Genomic DNA, 20552 nt, shown 5'->3' on the forward strand with positions numbered 1-20552 from the left:
CCTGGTTTGAAGAACACTTACCTATACCTGCTTCTATTGACTACCAGTTCCTGTACAATACAAGAAAGCGAGCAAGTAGAATCAGCGTCAAATATATATTTTGATATAGCTTACGAATACATTGAATCAGGCAAGCCCGATAGCTCGTTTTTCTTTTTTGACGAAGCACGACAAATATTCTTGGACAGCGGAGACAGCCTTAGCGTCGCGAAATGCCTCGTCAATATGGCTATTACACAAAAAGACCAAGGCGACTATTTTGGCGCACAGGAAACTGCCCTGCAGGCCGTAGATTATTTAGACAAGAGCAATCCTAAACATTATATATACCTAAGCACGAACTATAACAATCTTGGGGCTGCTACGGGAAAACTCACTGATTTCGAACAGGCGTTAACGTTTTATAAATCAGCGCTCCAATTTTCCCCAGACTCCTTGAATGGCCTAATCTATCAGAACAATATGGCGATTTGTTATCAAAATCTTAAAGATTACGACAGAGCCATAAAGATTTATGCTGATATTTATGATCAGGTTAACGATAATAGGAGACAGTATGCACGCGTCTTATCAAATTTAGCCAGAACAAAATGGCTTGCTGACCCGGTATACCCAGCCGCGGATGAATTCCTGACGTCGCTGGCTATCCGGGAAGAAGAAAACGACCAATGGGGATTGAATGCCAGTTACGTCCATCTAACAGACTACTACGCCAATACACATCCTGATTCCGCTCTATGGTATGCAAAAAAAATGTACGACACAGCCAAGAAGATACAAAGTCCCGACGACCAAGTTTATGCCCTAAGTAAGCTCATCGAGTTGAGTCAGGAAGAAAAGGCAAAAGGATATTTTCACACATACCAGTCGCTGGCAGACAGTTTGCGTCAGGCTCGAGCAGCAGCGAAGAATCAGTTTGCACTTATTCGATACGAAGTAGAAAAAAACAAAGCGGATAACCTGAGGTTACAGAAGGAAAATGCAGAAAAAATCAATAGACTAATAAGGCAGCGATTTTTTACCGGAAGCCTTGTATTTTTACTCCTACTCTCCGTCGTAGGGGGGTGGTTCTGGTACAAAAAGCGTAAACAACGCCTAGAACTCGAAGCACAGCATAAAATCAAAGCCAGCCAACTTAAAACGTCGCGCAAAGTTCATGATGTAGTAGCCAACGGGATTTATCGCGTCATGAGCGAAATAGAAAACAAAGAAGATATCGATCGGGAAGGAATCTTGGATAAGCTGGAAGGCGTATACCATAAATCCCGTGATATATCCTACGAAGCCGAAGAATCGTTACCAGCCGAGCAGACCTATGCGCAACAGATAACCGAACTGTTGACATCATTCGCCAACGAGCAACACAAAGTACTCATCGTAGGGAATGAAAGTCAACTTTGGGACAATGTCAACGAAAATGTAAAAACCGAAATCAGACATGTATTGCAGGAGCTCATGGTCAATATGCGAAAACACAGTAATACAGAACAGGTGGTAATCCGTTTTGAAAAAATCGACTCACAATTAAAAATATACTACAAAGACAACGGTGTTGGGATGAGGAATGCAGATTTTCAAGGAAATGGTTTAAAGAATACGGTTTCCCGTATTAAAAATATAGAAAGTCAAATTACTTTTGCTAGCGAACTGGGAAAAGGATTGACAGTGGAAATCGCTATTCCCATTTCCTAAAAGAAGAGATGTATGTTTAAAAAAATATTGATTGCTGAAGACCACGAGATAGCCAATATTTCGGTTCAGAAAACACTGCATGACTTAGGTATTGAAGACGCAAAATATGTCTATTACTGTGACCACGCGTTAAACTGGATAAAAAAAGCCCTGAACGAGGACGAACCCTACGATCTGTTGATTACCGATCTGATTTTTGAAGATGATAACACCCCGCAGCAGATTATCCACGGCACAGAACTCGTTCGCGCAGTAAAACAGGTTCAGCCAGATTTAAAAATAATCGTACTTTCAGCAGAAACGCGTTCCAGTGTTATCGATGAGCTGTTTAAACAGAAGACTATTGACGGCTATGTCCGTAAGGCACGTCGCGACGCACAGCATCTAAAAGAAGCTTTACAAGCTGTTTATAATAATAGAATCTACTATTCTCCCGAGGTTAAAGAATCATTAAAAGAAAAACATAGCCATGAGTTCACGGCTTTTGATGTTTATATTATTTCCCTATTGGCGGAAGGTGTGCCCCAGAAGAACATTCCTTCCTATTTGGAGGAGAAAAATATGAAGCCTTCGGGGCTCAGTAGTGTCGAAAAAAGACTAGGTCTTATGCGGACCATCTTAGGCTTTTCAAAGAATGAACAACTCGTTGCCTACTGTAAGGATGTTGGCATAATTTAGCACACCGTAGTCTATCTTTGCACGATGAAGAACCGTTATATTTTTACCGTTTTATCGGTGCTATTATGCTATGTCTCTACAGCCTGTCAGAGTCAGTCAGACTACGTTTATAGCGTTAAAGGAGAAACCGAGGAAGTCACGAGTACACCCCGCGAAGATGAACCGTCTCACAAAGAAAAGGAAAAACGCTGGAAAGAAGGGTTTGCCTACGTCACCAAAGTTATCGACGGCGATACCTTTTGGGTAGATAACGGTAAGGAATCTTTCAAGGTACGATTCATCGGTATTGATGCTCCCGAAACGAGGAACTCTCGCTGGAAGAAAAAGGGGTACTATGCATCCGAATCCAAAGAATACGTTCGGTCTCAGACAGAGCATCAATGGGTACGCCTGGAGTTCGATGTACAAGCTATGGACAGGTACAAACGTAGGCTGGCCTACATTTATCTGGAGGACGGAACCTTTCTCAATGCCTCTTTGGTCGAACAAGGATATGCTGTAGTCGATACCTATCCGCCCAATGTAAAATATGTGGAGCAATTTATCAATCTGCAAAAACAAGCGCGCGAGACGGAACAAGGGCTGTGGGGAAAAATGCCTGAATAATATTCCCAATTATTAATTCTAACCTGGAGACTGCTGAGATCGGCAGTCTCTTTTATTTGAATAGAGAGACACTAGCAGCATCGGTAAATCCTCATTGCTTCCCTTGCCCCAGTAAACACGTTTTTCCATTATTTCCACTTTTTGTATATGCAGATTGTAATATATTTGTTATTTTGCGGATTACAGTAGCATTACGCAGCCATGTATTTTAAACCGTTAAGTGACGATAACAAAAGAGAAATAGCTATAGAACGAAGGCAAGAGGTCTTCAAATCATTTTTTGTAGCCAATTTTAAGGTGTTAGAGAGCTATGCCAGGTTTTACGTAAAGGATAAATTTATCGCGGAGGATATCGCGTCTGAAGTGATGTGGAAGATGTGGCATCTTGGATCCGATTTACAGCACGTGACCTCTATAGAACTCTATCTACTGCGGGCAATTAAGAACAAGTGTTTAAACTACCTCCGTATTCGACAGGCGGAGTACGTGGGGCACGAAGAGTTGGCTGATTATCAATTTTTGGATCACTTAAATCCGGAAAATATTTTTATTTCAAATGAAAATGTGACGGAGATTGAGCACGCCATAGCGAAACTTCCGGCTAAAACCCAACAGGTCTTCCGACTCATAAAAGACGAAAACTATTCCTATAAAGACGCTGCCCAGATGATGGGTATCTCCATCAATACCGTGGATCGGCACATCCAAATAGCCATCCAGAAGCTCTGGTGTGCACTTAAGAAAAATAAATAAAATTGCATTGGGGATTTTGTGGATTTGTCGTGTCTATATAAATGTAGACTAAAAGCTATCCATGTCCACAGACGAACAATATTATTTGGAACTGTTAAAAAGGTTGTTGGAGGGCACGCTATCTCCAGCAGAAAGAGACACGCTTTTTGTACTGGCAGAGGCCGACGAAAAAAAGAAGCTTTTGCTACAATACCTTGATAAACGCGATCAGGAAAACGAAGAGCGTTTGGAGGCCGAAATTATCTATGAAAAAACAAAACCGAATGATATACGTCAAACATCGTATCCCGAAAAAGCGCAGTCGATATTTTGGAAAAACCGCTATCTCGTTGCCGCTGCCTGTGTTGTTTGTTTGGCTATCGCCTTCTGGGTGAGCATTGGTAAACCGCACTTTCCTTTAGAACCACAACAAGAGTGGCTAGAAATGACGACTGAAAAGGGCGAACGGAAATTCTTTCGGATGAGCGATGGTACCGAAATCTGGTTGAATAGTGAAAGTCTTTTAAGAGTAAAAAAAGGGTATGGGAAGGAGCACCGTATATTGATGCTGGAGGGCGAAGGCTATTTTTCTGTTGCGAAAAATAAGGCCCTGCCGCTATATTTAAATGCGTTGGATACCGAGATTAAAGTGTTGGGAACAGTATTTAATGTTAGGGCGTATCCGGAAGAAGAAAAAATTGCGACTTCGCTCATCGAGGGAAAAGTGAAGCTACACGTGGATAACGGAGATAAACAAAATAATTATATGTTGAGCCCAGGCGATAAATTAGAGGTTTTGAATCGTAACCGTCAGCTTGACAAGACGATTGTGGGAGCGGCGACCGCAGAACTAAAAAAGAATGATATCGCGGGGATTGTAGATTATAAAAAAAATGCGGTCGATAAGAACAATGCGCTGGAGATAATGTGGGTCGAAAATAAACTGGTGTTCAATGGCGATCCTTTAACAGAAGCGGTCAAAAAAATGGAACGTTGGTACAATAAAACGATTGTTGTACAAAATGAAAACCTAAACAAACAATTGTTTACAGGCGTGTTCCAAGAAAGATCCTGCGAGCAGGTGCTTGACTTATTACAGAAAACAGGAGTGAAATTTAGCTATAACGTTAATAATGGTATTATTTATATAAAGTAGAAGCATATGACCTAAACACAGCCAAATAAAATAGGGTATACCCCTTCGTAAAGATATACCCCTAAAACTTGTAACCGTGAGCATCCGGCCGTAGGAAGTTAGATGCTCAATTGATTAAATTTTAAAAGACAAAAGTATGAAAATAACTTCGCATGCTAAAATACATGTGCGTATTTCTTATTACCTTAAGTGGTTGTTATTGTTAAAGTTAGTTGTATTATTTATCGTCTGTTTTTCTTCCGGCTTGCTGGCGCACGAGTCTGCTGCCCAAGAAACCGTTTCCCTACGTTATAGTCATGTTAAACTGAAAAGTTTGTTGCTCTCTATCGAGGAGCAAACAGAGGTTTCTTTTATCTATAATGATAACCTGATTCAAGGTATCAACGTAAAAGACATCGATGCTAGGGATGTCCATTGGAAAGACTTATTGTTGCCTATATTGGATCGTGAAGGCCTTATCGCTGAATATGTAGGAAAACAACGTATTGTACTTAGAGCGAAACATAAAAGTCAAAAACTAACAGCATTTGGGATAATTAGAGATAGAAACAACGAGCCACTACCCAATGTTTCGGTCGCGCAAGTTGGTACTGACCGAGCTACGTTGTCGGACGCGGAAGGGAAATTTTCTTTGGAGGTGGAGAATGAAAATGCTATTCTTCAATTTACCTATATCGGATATCTCACACAGGAAATCGCCTATCAACAAAGCTCCATGAATATTGTGTTGCAAGAAGATCAGGCACAGCTGGACGAGGTCGTTGTCGTGGGCTACGGTACGCAGAAGCGAGAGACAATTACCGGTTCTGTGGTAGCAATTAAAGGAGGAGAGCTGATAAAGTCGCCAGCGCTAAACGTTTCTAACGCTATTGCTGGAAGAGTGCCCGGGGTTGTCGCGACAAATGGTAGTGCAGAGCCGGGGTACGATGGCTCAACTATAAAAATCAGAGGAACCAACACTCTAGGCGATAGTGGTCCACTAATTGTAATCGACGGTATACCAGCCAGACAGGGAGGATTTGAACGATTAAATCCTGCCGATATTGATAACATATCTGTTTTGAAAGACGCTTCTGCCGCTATTTACGGTGCTCGCGCAGCTAATGGCGTAATATTGGTGACCACCAAGCGGGGAAGTTCTGGTAAACCGAAACTGTCATATAGCTTTAACCAAGGGTATTCACAACCTACCGTAATCCCCAAATTGACCGATGCTGTTCAATATGCTGAGTTGAGAAACGAGCTAGAAATATTTAAATTGCCTGTAGATGAGTGGAGCAATGCGTCGCATGGATTTAATACAAACGGCTTCTACGAACGAGCAAACGGTAACCGTGTCGAAGCTCCGTTTTCGCCCGATGAACGGGAATTGTTTAGAAATGGCAGTGACCCGTGGGGGTATCCCAATACAGATTGGTATGGCGCTACGTTAAAAAACTGGGCACCTCAAACCAGACACAATCTGCAGATTGACGGTGGATCAGAAAACATGCGTTATCTGATGTCTCTTGGTTTTCAGAACCAGGATGGATACTATAAAAAATCAGCAACAGGATATAAACAATACGATTTTAGGATTAACCTGGATGCCGATATCAACCCCTATATCAAAACACAATTTGGTGTGTTAGGGCGCCAGGAAAATAGAAATTTTCCTACGAAAGGTGCTAGCACGATCTTTCGCATGCTGATGCGTGGTAATCCAACGATGCCCGCTTATTGGCCAAATGGTTTACCAGGGCCGGATATCGAACACGGCGAAAACCCTGTGGTCATTACGACAGATCAGACCGGTTATGATCGTGATAAGCGGTACTACGTACAGACCAATGGACAGGTGGATATTACGAATCCATGGATCGCAGGCTTACAATTATCCCTGACCGCTTCTATCGACAAATACGGTAAAAAACAGAAAACATGGTCCATTCCTTGGTATCTGTACACCTGGCAGGGCGCGTATGAAGAGGACGGCGTGACACCTAAATTGGAGCGTGGTAGACGGGGGCCTGCAGACCCTAATCTAACGCAAAGTGATGAAGACCAAACAAATATCCTGCTTGGTGCTGTTTTGAGCTACGATAAATCGATTGGCGATCATACCATTAATTTATTAGCCGGCATGAATAGGGAAACAATTCGAAATGATAACTTCAGTGCATTTAGACGTTATTTTATTTCGCAAAACATCGACTACCTGTTTGCTGGGGGAGAACTCGAAAAGGATAATGACGGAGGAGCATGGGAAAGAGCCCGTTTAAACTATTTTGGTCGTATCGGTTATAATTATAAAAGCAAATATATCGCGGAGTTTTTGTGGCGTTATGATGGCTCCTATATGTTTCCTGAAAATAGACGTTATGGCTTCTTCCCGGGAGCCATGGTGGGGTATCTGTTGTCGGAAGAGGACTTTTGGAAGGACAATATTCCATTTATCAACTATATGAAGCTGCGTGCGTCTTATGGGCAAATGGGTAACGATAATATTTATTACGACGACGCCTTACAAGAATATCAGTACTTCTCCACCTATGCCTTTGGTACCTATATCATTGGTGGAGACCTGGTGAAATCTCTCTATGAAAGTCGTGTTCCAAACAATTTCATCACTTGGGAAGTGGCTAATAACTACAACCTAGGGTTGGATATGCAATTTTTTGATGGGAAGATGAATGCAGAATTCGATGTTTTCAAAAACAGCCGTAACAGTATATTATGGCGGAGAAACGCTTCGATTCCCCAGAGTACCGGCATGACATTACCAGCTGAAAACTTAGGAAAAGTAGACAACGCTGGATGGGAATTTAACGTCGGTTGGCAGGATCAGATCGGTAAATTGGGCTATCGCGTATCCGTGAACGGGGGGTATTCAAGGAATAAAATTGTATTTTGGGATGAGGCACCAGGAGCCCCCGACTGGCAAAGAAGCACAGGGGCAGCTATCAATGCTGGGCTGTATTACTTGTATGATGGCGTGTTTAGAGACCAGGCAGATATCGATGCAAATACGATTGATTACAGTGATATAACCGGGAATTTGCGTCCGGGAGACATGAAGTATGTCGACTATGACAACGACGGTAAGATAACGCCGAATGATCGGGTGCGTCGAGACAGAAATACAGATCCTAGATTTCAAGGAGGTATAAACTTAGGTTTGACCTATGGCGATTTTGACCTGAGTGTACTCTTTCAAGGAGCTACTGGTGGCGAGTTACGTGTAGGGACTGATGAATCGGGGGCTATTGGTAATTATTTGCTAGATTTTTATGAAAATAGGTGGACAGTCGACAATCCGAGCGACGAACACCCCAGAATTACTGACCGAAGTGATCAATACTATTCGTATAACAATACGTACTGGTTACGAAGTACGAATTACCTTCGGTTGAAAAACGTAGAATTCGGTTATAACCTTCCGGCAAAGTTGTTAGAGCGGGCGAGAATAAGTAATCTGCGCGTGTATGTGAGCGGTTTCAACCTATTGACCTGGAGCAAGATTAAGGTCTTGGATCCAGAAGCAACGAATGAGCTTGGACAGTATTATCCACAAGCGAGATTGATTAACGCCGGAGTTATGGTTTCATTTTAAGATCGATAATATGAAGAAGATTAAAAATAGTATATATATGGTGTTGACAGGCATGGTATTCCTGTCATGTAACGATGACTTCGTGAGTACGCAACCATTGGGAGAAGTTCCCGAAGACCTCGTCTGGGCCGATGGGGCTTTGGCCGAGGCCTTTATGTTTGAAATTTATAACGGGTTCGGCGTAGGTGGCTTTTTCGAACAGCAAATGGCTTCCCTAACAGACGAAGCGTTGTTTACCCACCCGGGTAGAGACATCAATACCGTGACGGAAGCGCGGACTAACGATGCTAATCAGGGATATATCTTAGAGACCTATCGGTTCGATTTGATGTATACGAGGATTCGGGCAACGAATATCGCAATTGCCAACCTGCTGGAGCCGCAGTTTGATAACCTTGATTTAGCAAACCAATTGCTAGGGGAAGCATATTTCTTAAGAGCTTATTTTTACCAACAACTTCTACGTCAATATGGGGCTGTACCTATTGTAGATTTTGTATATCAGTTGGGGTCGGAACGCTATACTATGGAGAGAAGTACCTTTGAAGAATGTGTGGAGTTCATCGTAGGCGATTGCGACTCAGCAGCACTTTTGCTGGATGGTGTAGCGAGGGTAGACGGCAGAGCCAACGAAGTAGCGGCTTTAGCATTGAAGGCCCGCGTACTAACGTATGCTGCGAGTGATCTGTACGATAATGCAACAGCAAAATCTAAATCATCGCTAATCAATGGCTATAAAACACCCGAATATATTGGCTATACAAGCGGCGATAGAACGGAACGTTGGCAGCGAGCCAAAGAGGCAAGTAAAGCGGTCGTTGAGCATACAGAATATCAATATAAATTGGATTTGCTAGAACCCGAAACCCCGGAAAATGGAAAGGACAATTATATCGCGATAGCAATGGGGGGAGGCAGCAACGTGGCTGATGCCGAAGGTAAGAAGGACCTCATTTTAGGTCGCTTTTTTGTCGATTTAAAAGACGAAGCCGGAGGCTGGGTAGGTCGGGATAACGGACCCAATGGTTACCACAACTGGGCAGGGAATACGCCGACGCAATTGTTGGTGGACGATTATGAGATGATCGACGGAAGTAGATTTAACTGGGGAAACCCCATAAACAAGACAGCGCCCTACGAGAATAGAGACCCTCGTCTTTACGCATCCATCCTATACGACGGAGCGGATTGGAAACCGCGTACCGATGATGTCAAAGGCCGTGATCCTTATAATCAAATACAGACAGGCCAATACGAGATTGGTGATGGTTCGGGGACCAAGAGAGTTCAGCCCGGACTAGACACAAGGAACAGTCCTATAGAAGATTGGAATGGCTCCTATACCGGATACTATTATCGTAAGTTTATCGATTCCGATCCTGGCATAGAGGATCAGAATACGCGACAAAGCATTCCCTGGCCTTTGTTGCGGTATACAGAAGCCGTACTCAACTATGTCGAAGCGTGTATTGAATTAGGTGAAGAAGCTGAAGCAAGATTATGGCTTAACAAAATTCGATACCGCGTGGGGATGCCAGCCGTCGAGGATTCAGGAGAAGCTTTAAAGCAACGTTATCGTAACGAAAGAAGAGTAGAACTTGCTTACGAAGAGCATCGCTACTTTGACGCTAGGCGGTGGATGATTGCGCCTGAAACCTTAGGGAGGAAAGCAACAATTATTAGGATAGAAGGGAAATTGAAGCCAGGCAGGCAAGTGTCAGTATACAAATACGATAAAGAAAATTACAACTATAGTTATACCGTAAATACGATTGATCCAGGGATCGAAAATAGAACTTGGAATGATAAAATGTACTTCACCTCGTTTCATCGTGATGAAATAAACCGGAATACGGAGTTAGAACAAAATCCGGGATATTAAAATAAAGGATAGGAAATGATATAAAAGAGGGTGGCAAAATAATTTTAGCCACCCTCTTTTATATCTGGTCTACATCGGCAAGAGCATACATACAGAAGCTTCGGCTCTGTGCTCGGGACACACCCAAGGACGATTTGCTAAAGTACATTTGTGTAACTTTTGCTTTCCTAAACTTTTTACGTAAGTTTGGTTTATAGATTCACACTGTTCGATATGATCCAAACATTTGCAGGTTGCAGACAATTATTTTCTCTCGTTGCTATAGGCTTTTTATTTCTTGCTAGCTGTTCGAAGGAACCTTTAGATCCGGAAGTCGACGAAGACGAAACCATTCTTCCTCATGAATATGAAATGGAGAGTTTAACGTATTTCATGGCAGACGACGACAAAATTGATACTGTTAAAATCAAAGGAAGTACAGAGGAGTTTATTAATCCCGGGAGTATCCCCATGGAAGTGCAGCACGTCGAAACGTTTGATGATCTTGTCAAAACTTCCTTTTTTGAGGTAAATCTGGAAGCGGATGAGTTGCCCTCAGACTTAGATCTCACCGAATTTACGGTTAATGTGCCTGGGATATTTTACGAAGACGGGACATTTTCCTATTATCCAGAACGGTTTTCAATGAGCGACAGCGAGCAACAGGAGTCGTACAAGCGTAACAGTACATTTACCTTCGACCTGAAAGTGCCTGCACAATCCAAACTAAACTTCAGAAAATCTATCGACCGGCACGATATAACCTGTTCATTTAAGCTGGTCATTCGTAATAAAACCACCGGTGAAAAATATAATGTGGACGGAAAATGGCACGGCGTACTTCGTTATTTTAACGAAAGCTTCTCGGTTGATGAGGAAACGTTAAACTGATAAAGCTATTACGGTCTAGGTTAGGACATCTACTCTTCAAAATCTAAGCAGGATCTTTTTGGGCCGATCTATGTTACCTGTGGCTGTAAGTCAATAGTCTTTCTACAGACCAATTTGCAGCAGAAGACTATGGAAAATACAGCCCAGTTCCGAAAATCATTTAATTAGGAACTAGTATAGCCTGCATTGGCGTTCTACGCCCAGCCCTTTAACGGGTTTAAAATGGCGGAAACGCGGCAGATATGGTGTGTAATTACCTTTTAACATCCAATTTTTTTCTTTACGATTTACATAAATGTGGTTGGAATTCTTTAGTTTTGGCTATAGCTAGTTAGGGAAAGATTACAATATTATCTCCTCGGCAAAGGAACGTTTGGATAAACTCAGAAACACGGACGAACAATGATATTGAAAGAAAACATCGGCTATAACTATCTGAAGTCCCTGCTTACCGGGGTCCTTTCAGCTTTGCTAGTTACAGGGTATGCGCAGCAAGAGGAGAAACAGCAGAAAGAGAAACGACGGCCTAGTGAGCAATGGCACGAAAGGCAAGCTACCGTTATGGATTCCATTGATGTCGTACGTGACTACCGGCCGATGCTGGCCGATGCCGTAAAGGCTCGCCGGAGCCCGGATATGCGTATCAACCGGGAAGCTATTGAGATAGAATTACGCAAAATCGCTACCGCCACATATCTTGCAAGGAACCGATATAAACAAGCTTATAACGATGAATTGGTGAAACGAAATCCGAACGCTTCACGCAACAATATCGATAATTACCGGATCAGCTATTTGGCCTACCGAGCCGGCGAATACCCGAGAGCGACCTCCATTTTGGAAACACTGGAAACTTCCGACGCCTTTTATCAAGGCTCACTAATTACCCTAGGCCATATTGCCCTAGAAACCGGCGATAAGCAACGTGCACGAGATGCGTTTCTCAAAGCGACGAGGCTGGATCTCGATCCCGTATTGAAAGTGGATGCGCTGTTTAACTATGCCAAAATCTTGTTTGAGTTAGACTCCGCCCAGGTCGCCCAGGACGTCCTCCGCGAATATCTCGCTCGCGAATACGCGGATAGTGATCCTAGTGCCCAAAAACAAGAAAGTGCGGAAACACTATCGGCAGAGGTTTTGTTAGGTACGAGTAACTTCCATGCAGGAGTAAGTATGCTGGAATCGATGAACAACAGGGGGCAGGAAGGCAATGCGACCTATCAAAAAGCAACGTATTATCGCGCATTGGAGTTTTATAACGAGCGCGCCTTTGAGAATAGTATATCCATGTTCATGAGGTCGGAAAAATTCCCGATCGATGCAGAAATGGCGGCGCTAGCCACGTATTGGAAAGCGGAGGCGATGTATGAAGTGCGCAAATACAGGGAAGCAGTGGAGAACTTCTCCCGGTTCCTTCGATTGCCCGCCGCACGAAACACCGAAGTATATAATTATGCAAATTATGGACTAGCTTATGCGGCGTTTCGCAATAACAGCTTTGGCATGGCGGCAGACTATTTTGAACGCTTCTTGGCTATGGACGGAAGTTCGATGGAGGAAAGTGTACGTCATGACGTAATCGCACGTTTGGGCGATTCGTATCTGTCCATGCGCAATTACAACCGAGCCAACCGATACTATGACCAGCTGATCAACAGCAAAGCTCCCAATCAAGACTATGCGTTGTTCCAACGAGGTGTTATCTTTGGATTACAGGGCGACCATGAAACCAAACTCAGCATCCTGCGGTCCGTTGTGGAAAAATTTCCGGGTTCGAACTATGCGGACGACGTGGCCTTTGAGATCCCGTACACGTATTTCACTACTGGAGATTACGATGCCGCTATCGAAGGGCTGCAGCGGATGATCGAACAGTACCCTCGCAGCAGCTATGTACCCCGTGCGTTAATGACCATCGGTCTTGTCCAGTACAATAAAGGTGACACCGAAGCAGCGAAAGCCACCTTCCAGAAGGTAGTGGAGCAACATGCGGCAACCGATGAAGCGGGACAAGCCCTGCGTTCCATTGAGAACATTTACCTGGATCAGGGGGATGCTTCGAGCTATATTCGTTACGCGACCAGCACCAATGTCAGTAATCTGAGCACCGCGGAGCAGGATAACTTGGCTTTCCAAGTAGCCCATTCCCTGTTTGCAAGGGGGGAATACGGACCAGCTGTGGAAGCGATCAATGCGTATTTTGATAAATTTCCGAAACCCAGACAAGAAAAACATGCCCGTTACATCCGTGGGGTGAGTTTGTATCATACCGGGCATCCCAGGAAAGCGCTGCACGACCTGAACATCATTTTGAACGACTGGACGAGTAAGTATACGGAGAATACCCTGCTGACGGTGGCTGCACTATATCTAGGCCTAAAGGAATACAACGAGGCCATTGTGCATCTCAAAAAACTGGAGCTCAACTCAGATTATAAAGAGAACTATAGCTACGCGGTAACCAACCTGATGATTTGTTATTTCGAACTCGGTGACTTGGAACAGACGGTCAAGTATGCGAAGTTAGTAAAGAACCACAATGGGTCATCTAAGGAGGAAATTGCCAAGGCACACCTATACAGTGGGCGAGTCTTGCTGCAGGACGGGAACATGGAGGCTGCAATGAAGGAACTGAATTTGGCCGCGCTGAAGAGCGAAACGGCGGCCAGCGCAGAGGCACGGTACCGCGCGGGGCAACTGCAGTACGAAAACAAGGAATACGATAAAGCCGAGGAAACAGCCTTTGATGTGATCAACAATATGGCGGCCCACGATTACTGGGTGGCCAAGAGCTTCATTCTACTTGCGGATGTATATGCGGGCAAAGGCGATAAGCTCCAAGCAAGGAGTACGTTGCAAAGTGTGATCGAAAATTACGAAGGAGATGATGATGTCATTCCTTCAGCAAAAATACGTTTACAGAAATTGAAAGTTAAGTAACCCTACTACAGAAGAAAGGCATTCGTTTTTGAAGCACACCATGACAGATATCGAGCAAATCTTGTAGCAGTCTGGGTATACCCCAAGCAAAACGAACAACAGCGCTAAATGAAATATATAGATAAAATATATGGAGAGTTTGAACTTTCAGGAGTAATTGAAGAAATCATAAATACAAATGTCTTTCAGCGATTGAAGAAAATTCACCAAGGAGGTGCTATTTTTTTAATTAACCCGAAAGTAAATCATACAAGATTTGAGCATTCGATTGGGGTGATGCTAATCATAAAAAAACTCGGAGGAAGCATCGAAGAACAAATTGCTGGATTAATTCATGATATTTCGCATACCGCATTTTCTCATTTAATTGATTATGTATTTGAAGTCGAAGAGGAGGATTATCATGAACAAAGGTATCGCGAGGTTTTAGAAGATAGTGAATTAAACGCTGTATTGGAGAAATATCATATTGATAGAACGGTGTTAATGGACACAGAAAAATTTAATCTTTTAGAATCCCCGCTACCTTATTTATCAGCTGATCGGATAGACTATACACTTCGGGATATGTTTCAAATTGGAGAAACGTCACTTAAAGAAATTTGTTGGTTTGTAAATGGTTTAGCCACTTTTGATAACAGAATTGTCCTGAAATCAAAAGATTACGCAAAGTGGTTTCAATCAAAATACATCTTCCTGACAGCCGAATATTTTGAAAGTGAGGAAAATGTAGAGATAAATATAGTAATGAAGGAGATAATTAAAGATTGTTTGGGAAAAGGGATCATTGAAGAAAAGGACTTTTTCGAGGACGACTTTTATCTTATGGATAAAATAAATCAGAAATCCGATTTAATGCGGCGGATCGATGAAATAAGAGTTAATGGATTGAAAAATAGGAGGTTGAGTACTAAAAAACGTATGGTGGATCCTGAAGTTATCGTAAACGATCTAATATTGAAATTATCAGAAGTGAATTAGAAACCAGCACACAGCACCTTTTGGTCGATGAAGAAGTTCTAATCTGAAAGCAGTATTATGGCCTCGATAAAAACATCTACTCTTCAAAATATATGCAGGATCTTTTTGGGCGGGTTCATGTTATTTGCAGGTATAAGTCATTTAACCTTTCTTCGGGAAGAATTTTTAGCTCAGGTACCTAGATGGTTGCCAGACAACCCGACTTTCATGGATTTTGTGGTGATATCCTCCGGAGTTGCTGAAATTGCTCTTGGATTGGCCATGATATTCTTCAGAAGATATAAAATCACAGTAAGCGTCATATTAGCAATATTCTACGTGCTCGTTTTTCCTGGTAACATTTCGCAGTACACCAATCAGATTGATGCCTTTGGTCTCGATACAGATCAAAAAAGACTTATGCGGTTGTTCTTCCAACCGGTTTTAATTCTGTTGGCACTCTGGTCAACGGGTGCAATTAAGGCGTACGTGCAGAAAAGGTTCAACAGGTCCTAGCTGCGCAGAAATACATGTACCTTGAGCTATCGAACATGTTATTCATGGCCATGTACAGTGTACTTCTGTTTAATCTTTTCGCGATGTATCAATCCGAAATCAAGCAAAGCTTCGATAACAGGTTCGGTATGCTTCGCATGTTCAGTGATAGCGTAGGAAACCGTAACAGGTTTTGTATTGTTCACCGTTCGTGTCACCAATAAATTTTCTTCTAAATCTTGTAATTCTTTCGAAAGAACTTTGGGAGTAATCCCGACGACCGTTTCCTGTAAATCCTTAAACCTCATCGTACCAAATGATAGGTTTCTAAGGATACAAATCTTCCACTTACCACCTAATAAATCAATCGTATCTCTTAGCGCTAAGGTTCGTTCCTTTATATTTTCTGTTTCTCTGCAATCTCTCATAGTATAAACGTAAAGTTACTTTCCTAAAGGTAATCAATAGTAAATATATAGTATATATAAAATAGTTTTGCTTTTCAAAAAACGTATAAAAAAATGAAAGTAATAGTAATTGCCAACATTTCAGTTAATGGGAAAGTATTATTATCGAATAACCCCAGTCACCAGAATTCACAAGAAGCGATGACATTTTATTTAAAACATGCCAGAGAGATCGGAAATCTTGTAGTAGGAAAGAAAACTTATGAAATATTTCAACAGATCCCCAGTGATAGTCAAGGAGCTTTTTCGGGTATAGAAATTGTATTGGTATCTACGGAACCTCCTACAACAGATACGCACAAGGTTGTAAACAGTCCTGAAGAAGCTATTAAGTACCTGTCTGAAAAAGGGTTCGGAGAAATTGCAATCGGCGGTGGCACGAAAACCTATAACTCTTTTTTTGAAAAAGACTTAGTAACCGATATCTATTTTAACATCAGTTTGCTAATAACCGGGGACGGAGGAGTATTAGCCAATAAAATAGACTTGGATACAAAGTTTAAGCTGGTCGATCATAAAATTAATGGTGAATTCATTGAGCTCCATCTGGCCAAATAGATCTCGGCACGAAAATACGATTGTGAGGTCAAAACTGAAAGTTATTAATTATATTGCTAGCGGCTACCTCAACGACGACATTTAAGAATATAAATTTTATGAGAATACTAATTATCGGAGCAAGTGGAACAATCGGCAAAAAGCTTTCACCCAGCCTTAAAGCCAATCACGAAATAATAACAGCAGGACGTAGCAGTGGAGACTACAAAGTTGATATTACTTCAGAGCAAAGCATTGTTTGTGTGAACTACAGCAAACGGCGCAATTCATTGCCGAAAAGGCAAAAGATGTTGCAAATCACCCAAAGTTTCCTTTAACTGTATACCATTTCTCTCGGTCATTTGTGGAAATTGCGGGTATAGACCCCGAATGTAGCTGATTAACTTAATATTGAAAACGAGCGAGAAGATGGAATGATATTTTGACAGGATAATTACTACATTTGCCCCATGAAAAAAACAGCTGATTACAGAGCGCTTTTAAACGTCGGCAGTGAAGCTGATCTTAGTACGCTGAAATCTCGTTACAGACAGATCATGAAAGAATGCCATCCCGATAAATATGTCAATGACGAAGTAGGCTTATTGGCTGCTGAGGAAAAAAGTAAAGAAATGATCGAAGCATATCATTTTCTTGTCAGCATTAATCCCGAAACACTAAAGGCACAACTTCCGATTTATAAAAATACAATCGAAAATTCAGGCATTGCCGATTTTGAGTGGAATGCGCATACATTGACAATTAGCTTTTTTGACGGCAGCAAATACGAGTATTTTAAAGTTCCTAAAAATGAGTATATTAAATTTGCCAACGCAGACTCGTCTAGCCGGTTTGCAAAACGGCATATATATCCCAAATATCCTTACAGAAATATACTAAAGACAGATCAGTAAAATCGGGATTCCCGATTTTACTATTATCTAGGTTTCCCACGCTAAGGATTTGTGTTATTTTAAGAATACAGTTCTTTTTTGTTTTGCCGATTGCATTGCCGCATCGAGGATTTCGACAACGGTGCAATTAATGGTTAATCCATAAAGATCAAGTTTGTTCAATACTAAAGAACCACTCACCACAGCGGCTAATACAGAAAATGGGTCATCAAACGGAGCCGATCTTGCAGGAAGTTTCTTTCTTTCTTCTTTATTGTTTCCCTGCAAGCGCTGTTGTAAAGTTGTTGCATCAAGAGCTATAGCATAACCTTTGGTGCCATATACTTCCATATCCTTTCTCGAAAATGGCCAATTCCAGGAGGCCTGAATCAGACATTGCGCTTTCGGATATTGTAGAACGATCGTCGCTTCATCGTCCACATCTTTGTAGATGTCCGGTTTATTTTGATGTATTACGGCCGTCACTGAAAGAGGTCTCTCGCCGTTCATCAACCAGGTCATCAGGTTGGCTCCATAGCATCCGAAATCCACCAATGCGCCCGCTCCATTCTTTGCCGGATCGGTCAGTATCTCCAAGAATTCTTTGCTTACCCCAATTTCTTTTGGTCCCTGATGCCCGTCATTCACTAGCACTTTTCGTATTTCTCCCAATTGACCTTCTTCTAATATATCCTTAATCTGCTGATTGCTTTCATACCACGACGTTTCAAAATTTGTCAGAACATGTATCTTATATCGTTCAGCGAGCTCATTTATCTCTTTAGCATCCGCCACGGTCGTTGCCAACGGTTTTTCTACCATCACATGGATCCGCCGCGGTGCGCAGGCACGTACAACAGCAACGTGTTCGTTAATAGCGCCGAATGCCGAAACAGCGTCCGGTTTTACTTCATCCAACATTTCATGCAAATCGGTAAAGAAAAGAGCTTTGTCTAGCTGGTATCGGTTGGCGTAATGATCAATCAACTCCGGATTGGTTTCATAAATACCAATTACAACCACATCCTTTTTGTCTTTTCTATTGAAAATCCAGTCAACGTGCCCGTGGCTTAAGCCAGCTACGGCCAATCGTAAAGGGACCTCAGCAAAAACTACATGGCCGATTAAAATCAAAAAAATGCTTAACAAAATTGGCTTCATGGTCACAAAAGGTTTGCTTTTATTCTATTTAATAGGATTCTATTTTCAACTGTCTTAGAAAAACCAGTCAAGATAATAAAGAAAATAATTTTGGACATAGCGGTGAAATATAATTGTTTATCAAGCAATATAAGAAAAATTCTTTATTTGCCCCGCCACACTTTTGTATGCATTGTTGTTAATAATTTTTTCTAATATAAGTATTGGACGGTTATGTAGTATCAATGTTAGTCCTCCTGAGTTCTAAGGCTAAAACCCACGTCAAGTATGTGGCTATATAATCCGACAACCTTTTCCGGTAGTTGCTCTCGTTGGAAGGTTATCGCCTGCGAACGGTAAATATACTCATATTCTTGAAACACTGATTTATCGTTGCTAAATTGAAGAAGACGAAACCATTCTTTCGATTTTTGCTTTGAATAAAGTAAAAACTATTTTTATTTATATAGATTTACCAAAATATTAGGTAGCGAACGTGAAAATTGCAACGCAAATAAGAAATTTGTACAACCCTATCCAGCCGACCGTGAAATCATCGGCTGAAAATGTCACTTACGTTGAATTTCTGCCTGATATAAGATTGCAGCCTTTTATTTATTGTTATTGGCAGCTTAAAACCACCCAACCCCTTGCTGAACCATTCAAATATCGTGTGGTAACCGACAGCTGTATTGATATAATTTTTGACCTCAATAATCCGGAAGAAAATTATGTGATGGGCTTTTTCAAAAAATTTTCAGAATTTCCTTTGACTAACTCATTCAGTTATATAGGAATTCGTTTTCTGCCCACGATGTTCCCGCAATTTTTCAATGTAAATGCTCTGGAACTTAGTCATCAAATCGAGCATTTGAGTTGCGTTGTCCCGCATTTGTCTGACTTTATCTCCAACCGTTTTAGCGAAACACAATCAGCGGACGAAATTAAAAATTTACTGGATAACCATCTCCTTTCACTATATGCAAAGGCACAGTTTAATACCGATAACAGGCTATACGCAGGAATTGAGATTATCTTGAAAAACTGCGGTTCAGTTAATGTACAGAAAGATTTGAATACAGGCATTAGTCCGAGACAGCTTCGCAGGCTTTTTGAGTTTTACATTGGCGATACAGCCAAAACATTCAGTAAAGTTGTACGTTTTCAAAAATTTTTGAACGCGAAACCTACAATACAAAGCTTGAAGCAAAACAAGTTGTTTTTTGATGCAGGTTATTATGACCAATCACACTTTATCAAAGATTTCAAGGATCTTTATGGTATTACCCCAGGGAAAGCATTAAAAAATTACGCTGAAGAATTGCCTGAATAGGTTCCTTTAATGCCATTTATACTCTTCTTAAAATTGTGCTCAAGATTGTCAGACTCTTAAAGCAATGACGTAATATTCTTAGATAAATTCTAACCGTGATTAGTTTTGAGAAAGTCCCGAAAAGGGGCTTTCTATTCAGAAAAAACATTGATTTAATTTTTATGTCCGTTTTTTACAATGTCAAACGTTTATTCTATACTTACTTTGTACATAGTAACAATATTTTAAACAAAGATTTGATCATCTGTTTTATGGATCACGAACTATCATTTTCCGAGAGTATAAATGATTGCATCACGACATTGAAGTTTGAAGATAAGTGCGGAATTACCAATATGCCGCCTTTTGGATTTTTGAGTATCTATGAGTGGCTGAATTTGTCCGTATACCACATTTCGCGTTATAAGGAACAAATTAAAAGCATTCAATTAAAAATAATAATTAGAAGTTTCGTATGCGCCCTATGAACTACATATTTGATTTGTCGCTAATTTGTTTATAGTTCTGCGGATAAAGATCTTTTAGATTCTTATGGTTGATGGAGGATATGTTGAGCAAAGTATGCTTTAGCCATTTGAA

At 41.5% G+C, this 20552-nt stretch carries 17 protein-coding genes; 15 read left to right on the forward strand and 2 right to left on the reverse strand.

Going from position 1 to position 20552, the window contains the following annotated elements:
* The first annotated feature begins 6 nt into the window (after window positions 1–6).
* From C5745_RS18750 to C5745_RS18800, 11 genes are all read left to right on the forward strand, one after another.
* Complete coding sequence (locus tag C5745_RS18750) at window positions 7–1692, forward strand: tetratricopeptide repeat-containing sensor histidine kinase (protein ID WP_243403396.1); 1686 nt, start codon at window positions 7–9, stop codon at window positions 1690–1692.
* A gap of 12 nt (window positions 1693–1704) precedes the next feature.
* Complete coding sequence (locus C5745_RS18755) at window positions 1705–2370, forward strand: response regulator (protein ID WP_105718551.1); 666 nt, start codon at window positions 1705–1707, stop codon at window positions 2368–2370.
* Window positions 2371–2394: 24 nt separating this feature from the next.
* Window positions 2395–2976 (forward strand): thermonuclease family protein, encoded by a 582-nt coding sequence (locus C5745_RS18760; protein WP_105718552.1) that lies wholly within the window; start codon window positions 2395–2397, stop codon window positions 2974–2976.
* 201 nt (window positions 2977–3177) lie between these two features.
* Entirely contained in the window at window positions 3178–3729 is a 552-nt protein-coding gene (locus C5745_RS18765) for an RNA polymerase sigma-70 factor (RefSeq protein WP_105718553.1), read from the forward strand.
* A gap of 61 nt (window positions 3730–3790) precedes the next feature.
* A complete protein-coding gene (locus C5745_RS18770) occupies window positions 3791–4864 on the forward strand; it encodes a FecR family protein (protein WP_105718554.1) in 1074 nt (357 codons plus the stop codon).
* A 136-nt stretch (window positions 4865–5000) separates the two neighbouring features.
* A complete protein-coding gene (locus tag C5745_RS18775; RefSeq protein ID WP_105718555.1) occupies window positions 5001–8456 on the forward strand; it encodes a SusC/RagA family TonB-linked outer membrane protein in 3456 nt (1151 codons plus the stop codon).
* A 10-nt stretch (window positions 8457–8466) separates the two neighbouring features.
* Window positions 8467–10338 carry a RagB/SusD family nutrient uptake outer membrane protein gene (locus C5745_RS18780; RefSeq protein WP_105718556.1) on the forward strand — a complete coding sequence of 624 codons (1872 nt, stop codon included), beginning with the start codon at window positions 8467–8469 and terminating at the stop codon, window positions 10336–10338.
* Window positions 10339–10551: 213 nt separating this feature from the next.
* Window positions 10552–11208, forward strand: coding sequence for a hypothetical protein (locus C5745_RS18785; RefSeq protein ID WP_105718557.1), 657 nt, complete (start codon window positions 10552–10554; stop codon window positions 11206–11208).
* Between the two features lie 402 nt (window positions 11209–11610).
* Window positions 11611–14148, forward strand: coding sequence for a tetratricopeptide repeat protein (locus C5745_RS18790; protein ID WP_105718558.1), 2538 nt, complete (start codon window positions 11611–11613; stop codon window positions 14146–14148).
* A gap of 108 nt (window positions 14149–14256) precedes the next feature.
* The gene (locus tag C5745_RS18795) at window positions 14257–15129 is read left to right on the forward strand and encodes an HD domain-containing protein (protein ID WP_105718559.1); all 873 of its coding nucleotides are present in this window, start codon (window positions 14257–14259) and stop codon (window positions 15127–15129) included.
* 57 nt (window positions 15130–15186) lie between these two features.
* Window positions 15187–15624 (forward strand): DoxX family protein, encoded by a 438-nt coding sequence (locus tag C5745_RS18800; protein WP_207795851.1) that lies wholly within the window; start codon window positions 15187–15189, stop codon window positions 15622–15624.
* A gap of 38 nt (window positions 15625–15662) precedes the next feature.
* Here the strand turns inward: C5745_RS18800 and C5745_RS18805 are convergent, their stop codons facing one another.
* A complete protein-coding gene (locus C5745_RS18805; protein WP_105718560.1) occupies window positions 15663–16031 on the reverse strand; it encodes a winged helix-turn-helix transcriptional regulator in 369 nt (122 codons plus the stop codon).
* 93 nt (window positions 16032–16124) lie between these two features.
* Between C5745_RS18805 and C5745_RS18810 the strand changes: the two genes are divergently transcribed.
* The 3 genes from C5745_RS18810 (at window position 16125) to C5745_RS18815 (ending at window position 17521) form a co-directional block, all read left to right on the forward strand.
* On the forward strand, window positions 16125–16628 hold the full coding sequence (locus tag C5745_RS18810) for a dihydrofolate reductase family protein (protein WP_105718561.1): 504 nt from the start codon (window positions 16125–16127) through the stop codon (window positions 16626–16628).
* Between the two features lie 98 nt (window positions 16629–16726).
* Window positions 16727–16945 carry a Rossmann-fold NAD(P)-binding domain-containing protein gene (locus C5745_RS20125; RefSeq protein ID WP_133166392.1) on the forward strand — a complete coding sequence of 73 codons (219 nt, stop codon included), beginning with the start codon at window positions 16727–16729 and terminating at the stop codon, window positions 16943–16945.
* Window positions 16946–17077: 132 nt separating this feature from the next.
* A complete protein-coding gene (locus C5745_RS18815) occupies window positions 17078–17521 on the forward strand; it encodes a KTSC domain-containing protein (RefSeq protein WP_105718562.1) in 444 nt (147 codons plus the stop codon).
* A 54-nt stretch (window positions 17522–17575) separates the two neighbouring features.
* Here C5745_RS18815 and C5745_RS18820 read toward each other — a convergent pair whose 3' ends face one another.
* Window positions 17576–18661, reverse strand: coding sequence for a Gfo/Idh/MocA family protein (locus tag C5745_RS18820; protein WP_105718563.1), 1086 nt, complete (start codon window positions 18659–18661; stop codon window positions 17576–17578).
* 475 nt (window positions 18662–19136) lie between these two features.
* On the opposite strand from C5745_RS18820, the gene C5745_RS18825 reads away from it, so the two are divergent.
* Window positions 19137–19973, forward strand: coding sequence for an AraC family transcriptional regulator (locus C5745_RS18825; RefSeq protein WP_243403398.1), 837 nt, complete (start codon window positions 19137–19139; stop codon window positions 19971–19973).
* Window positions 19974–20552 lie beyond the last annotated feature (579 nt).

This window comes from Sphingobacterium haloxyli, from assembly GCF_002980525.1.
Classification (GTDB): Bacteria; Bacteroidota; Bacteroidia; order Sphingobacteriales; family Sphingobacteriaceae; genus Sphingobacterium; species Sphingobacterium haloxyli.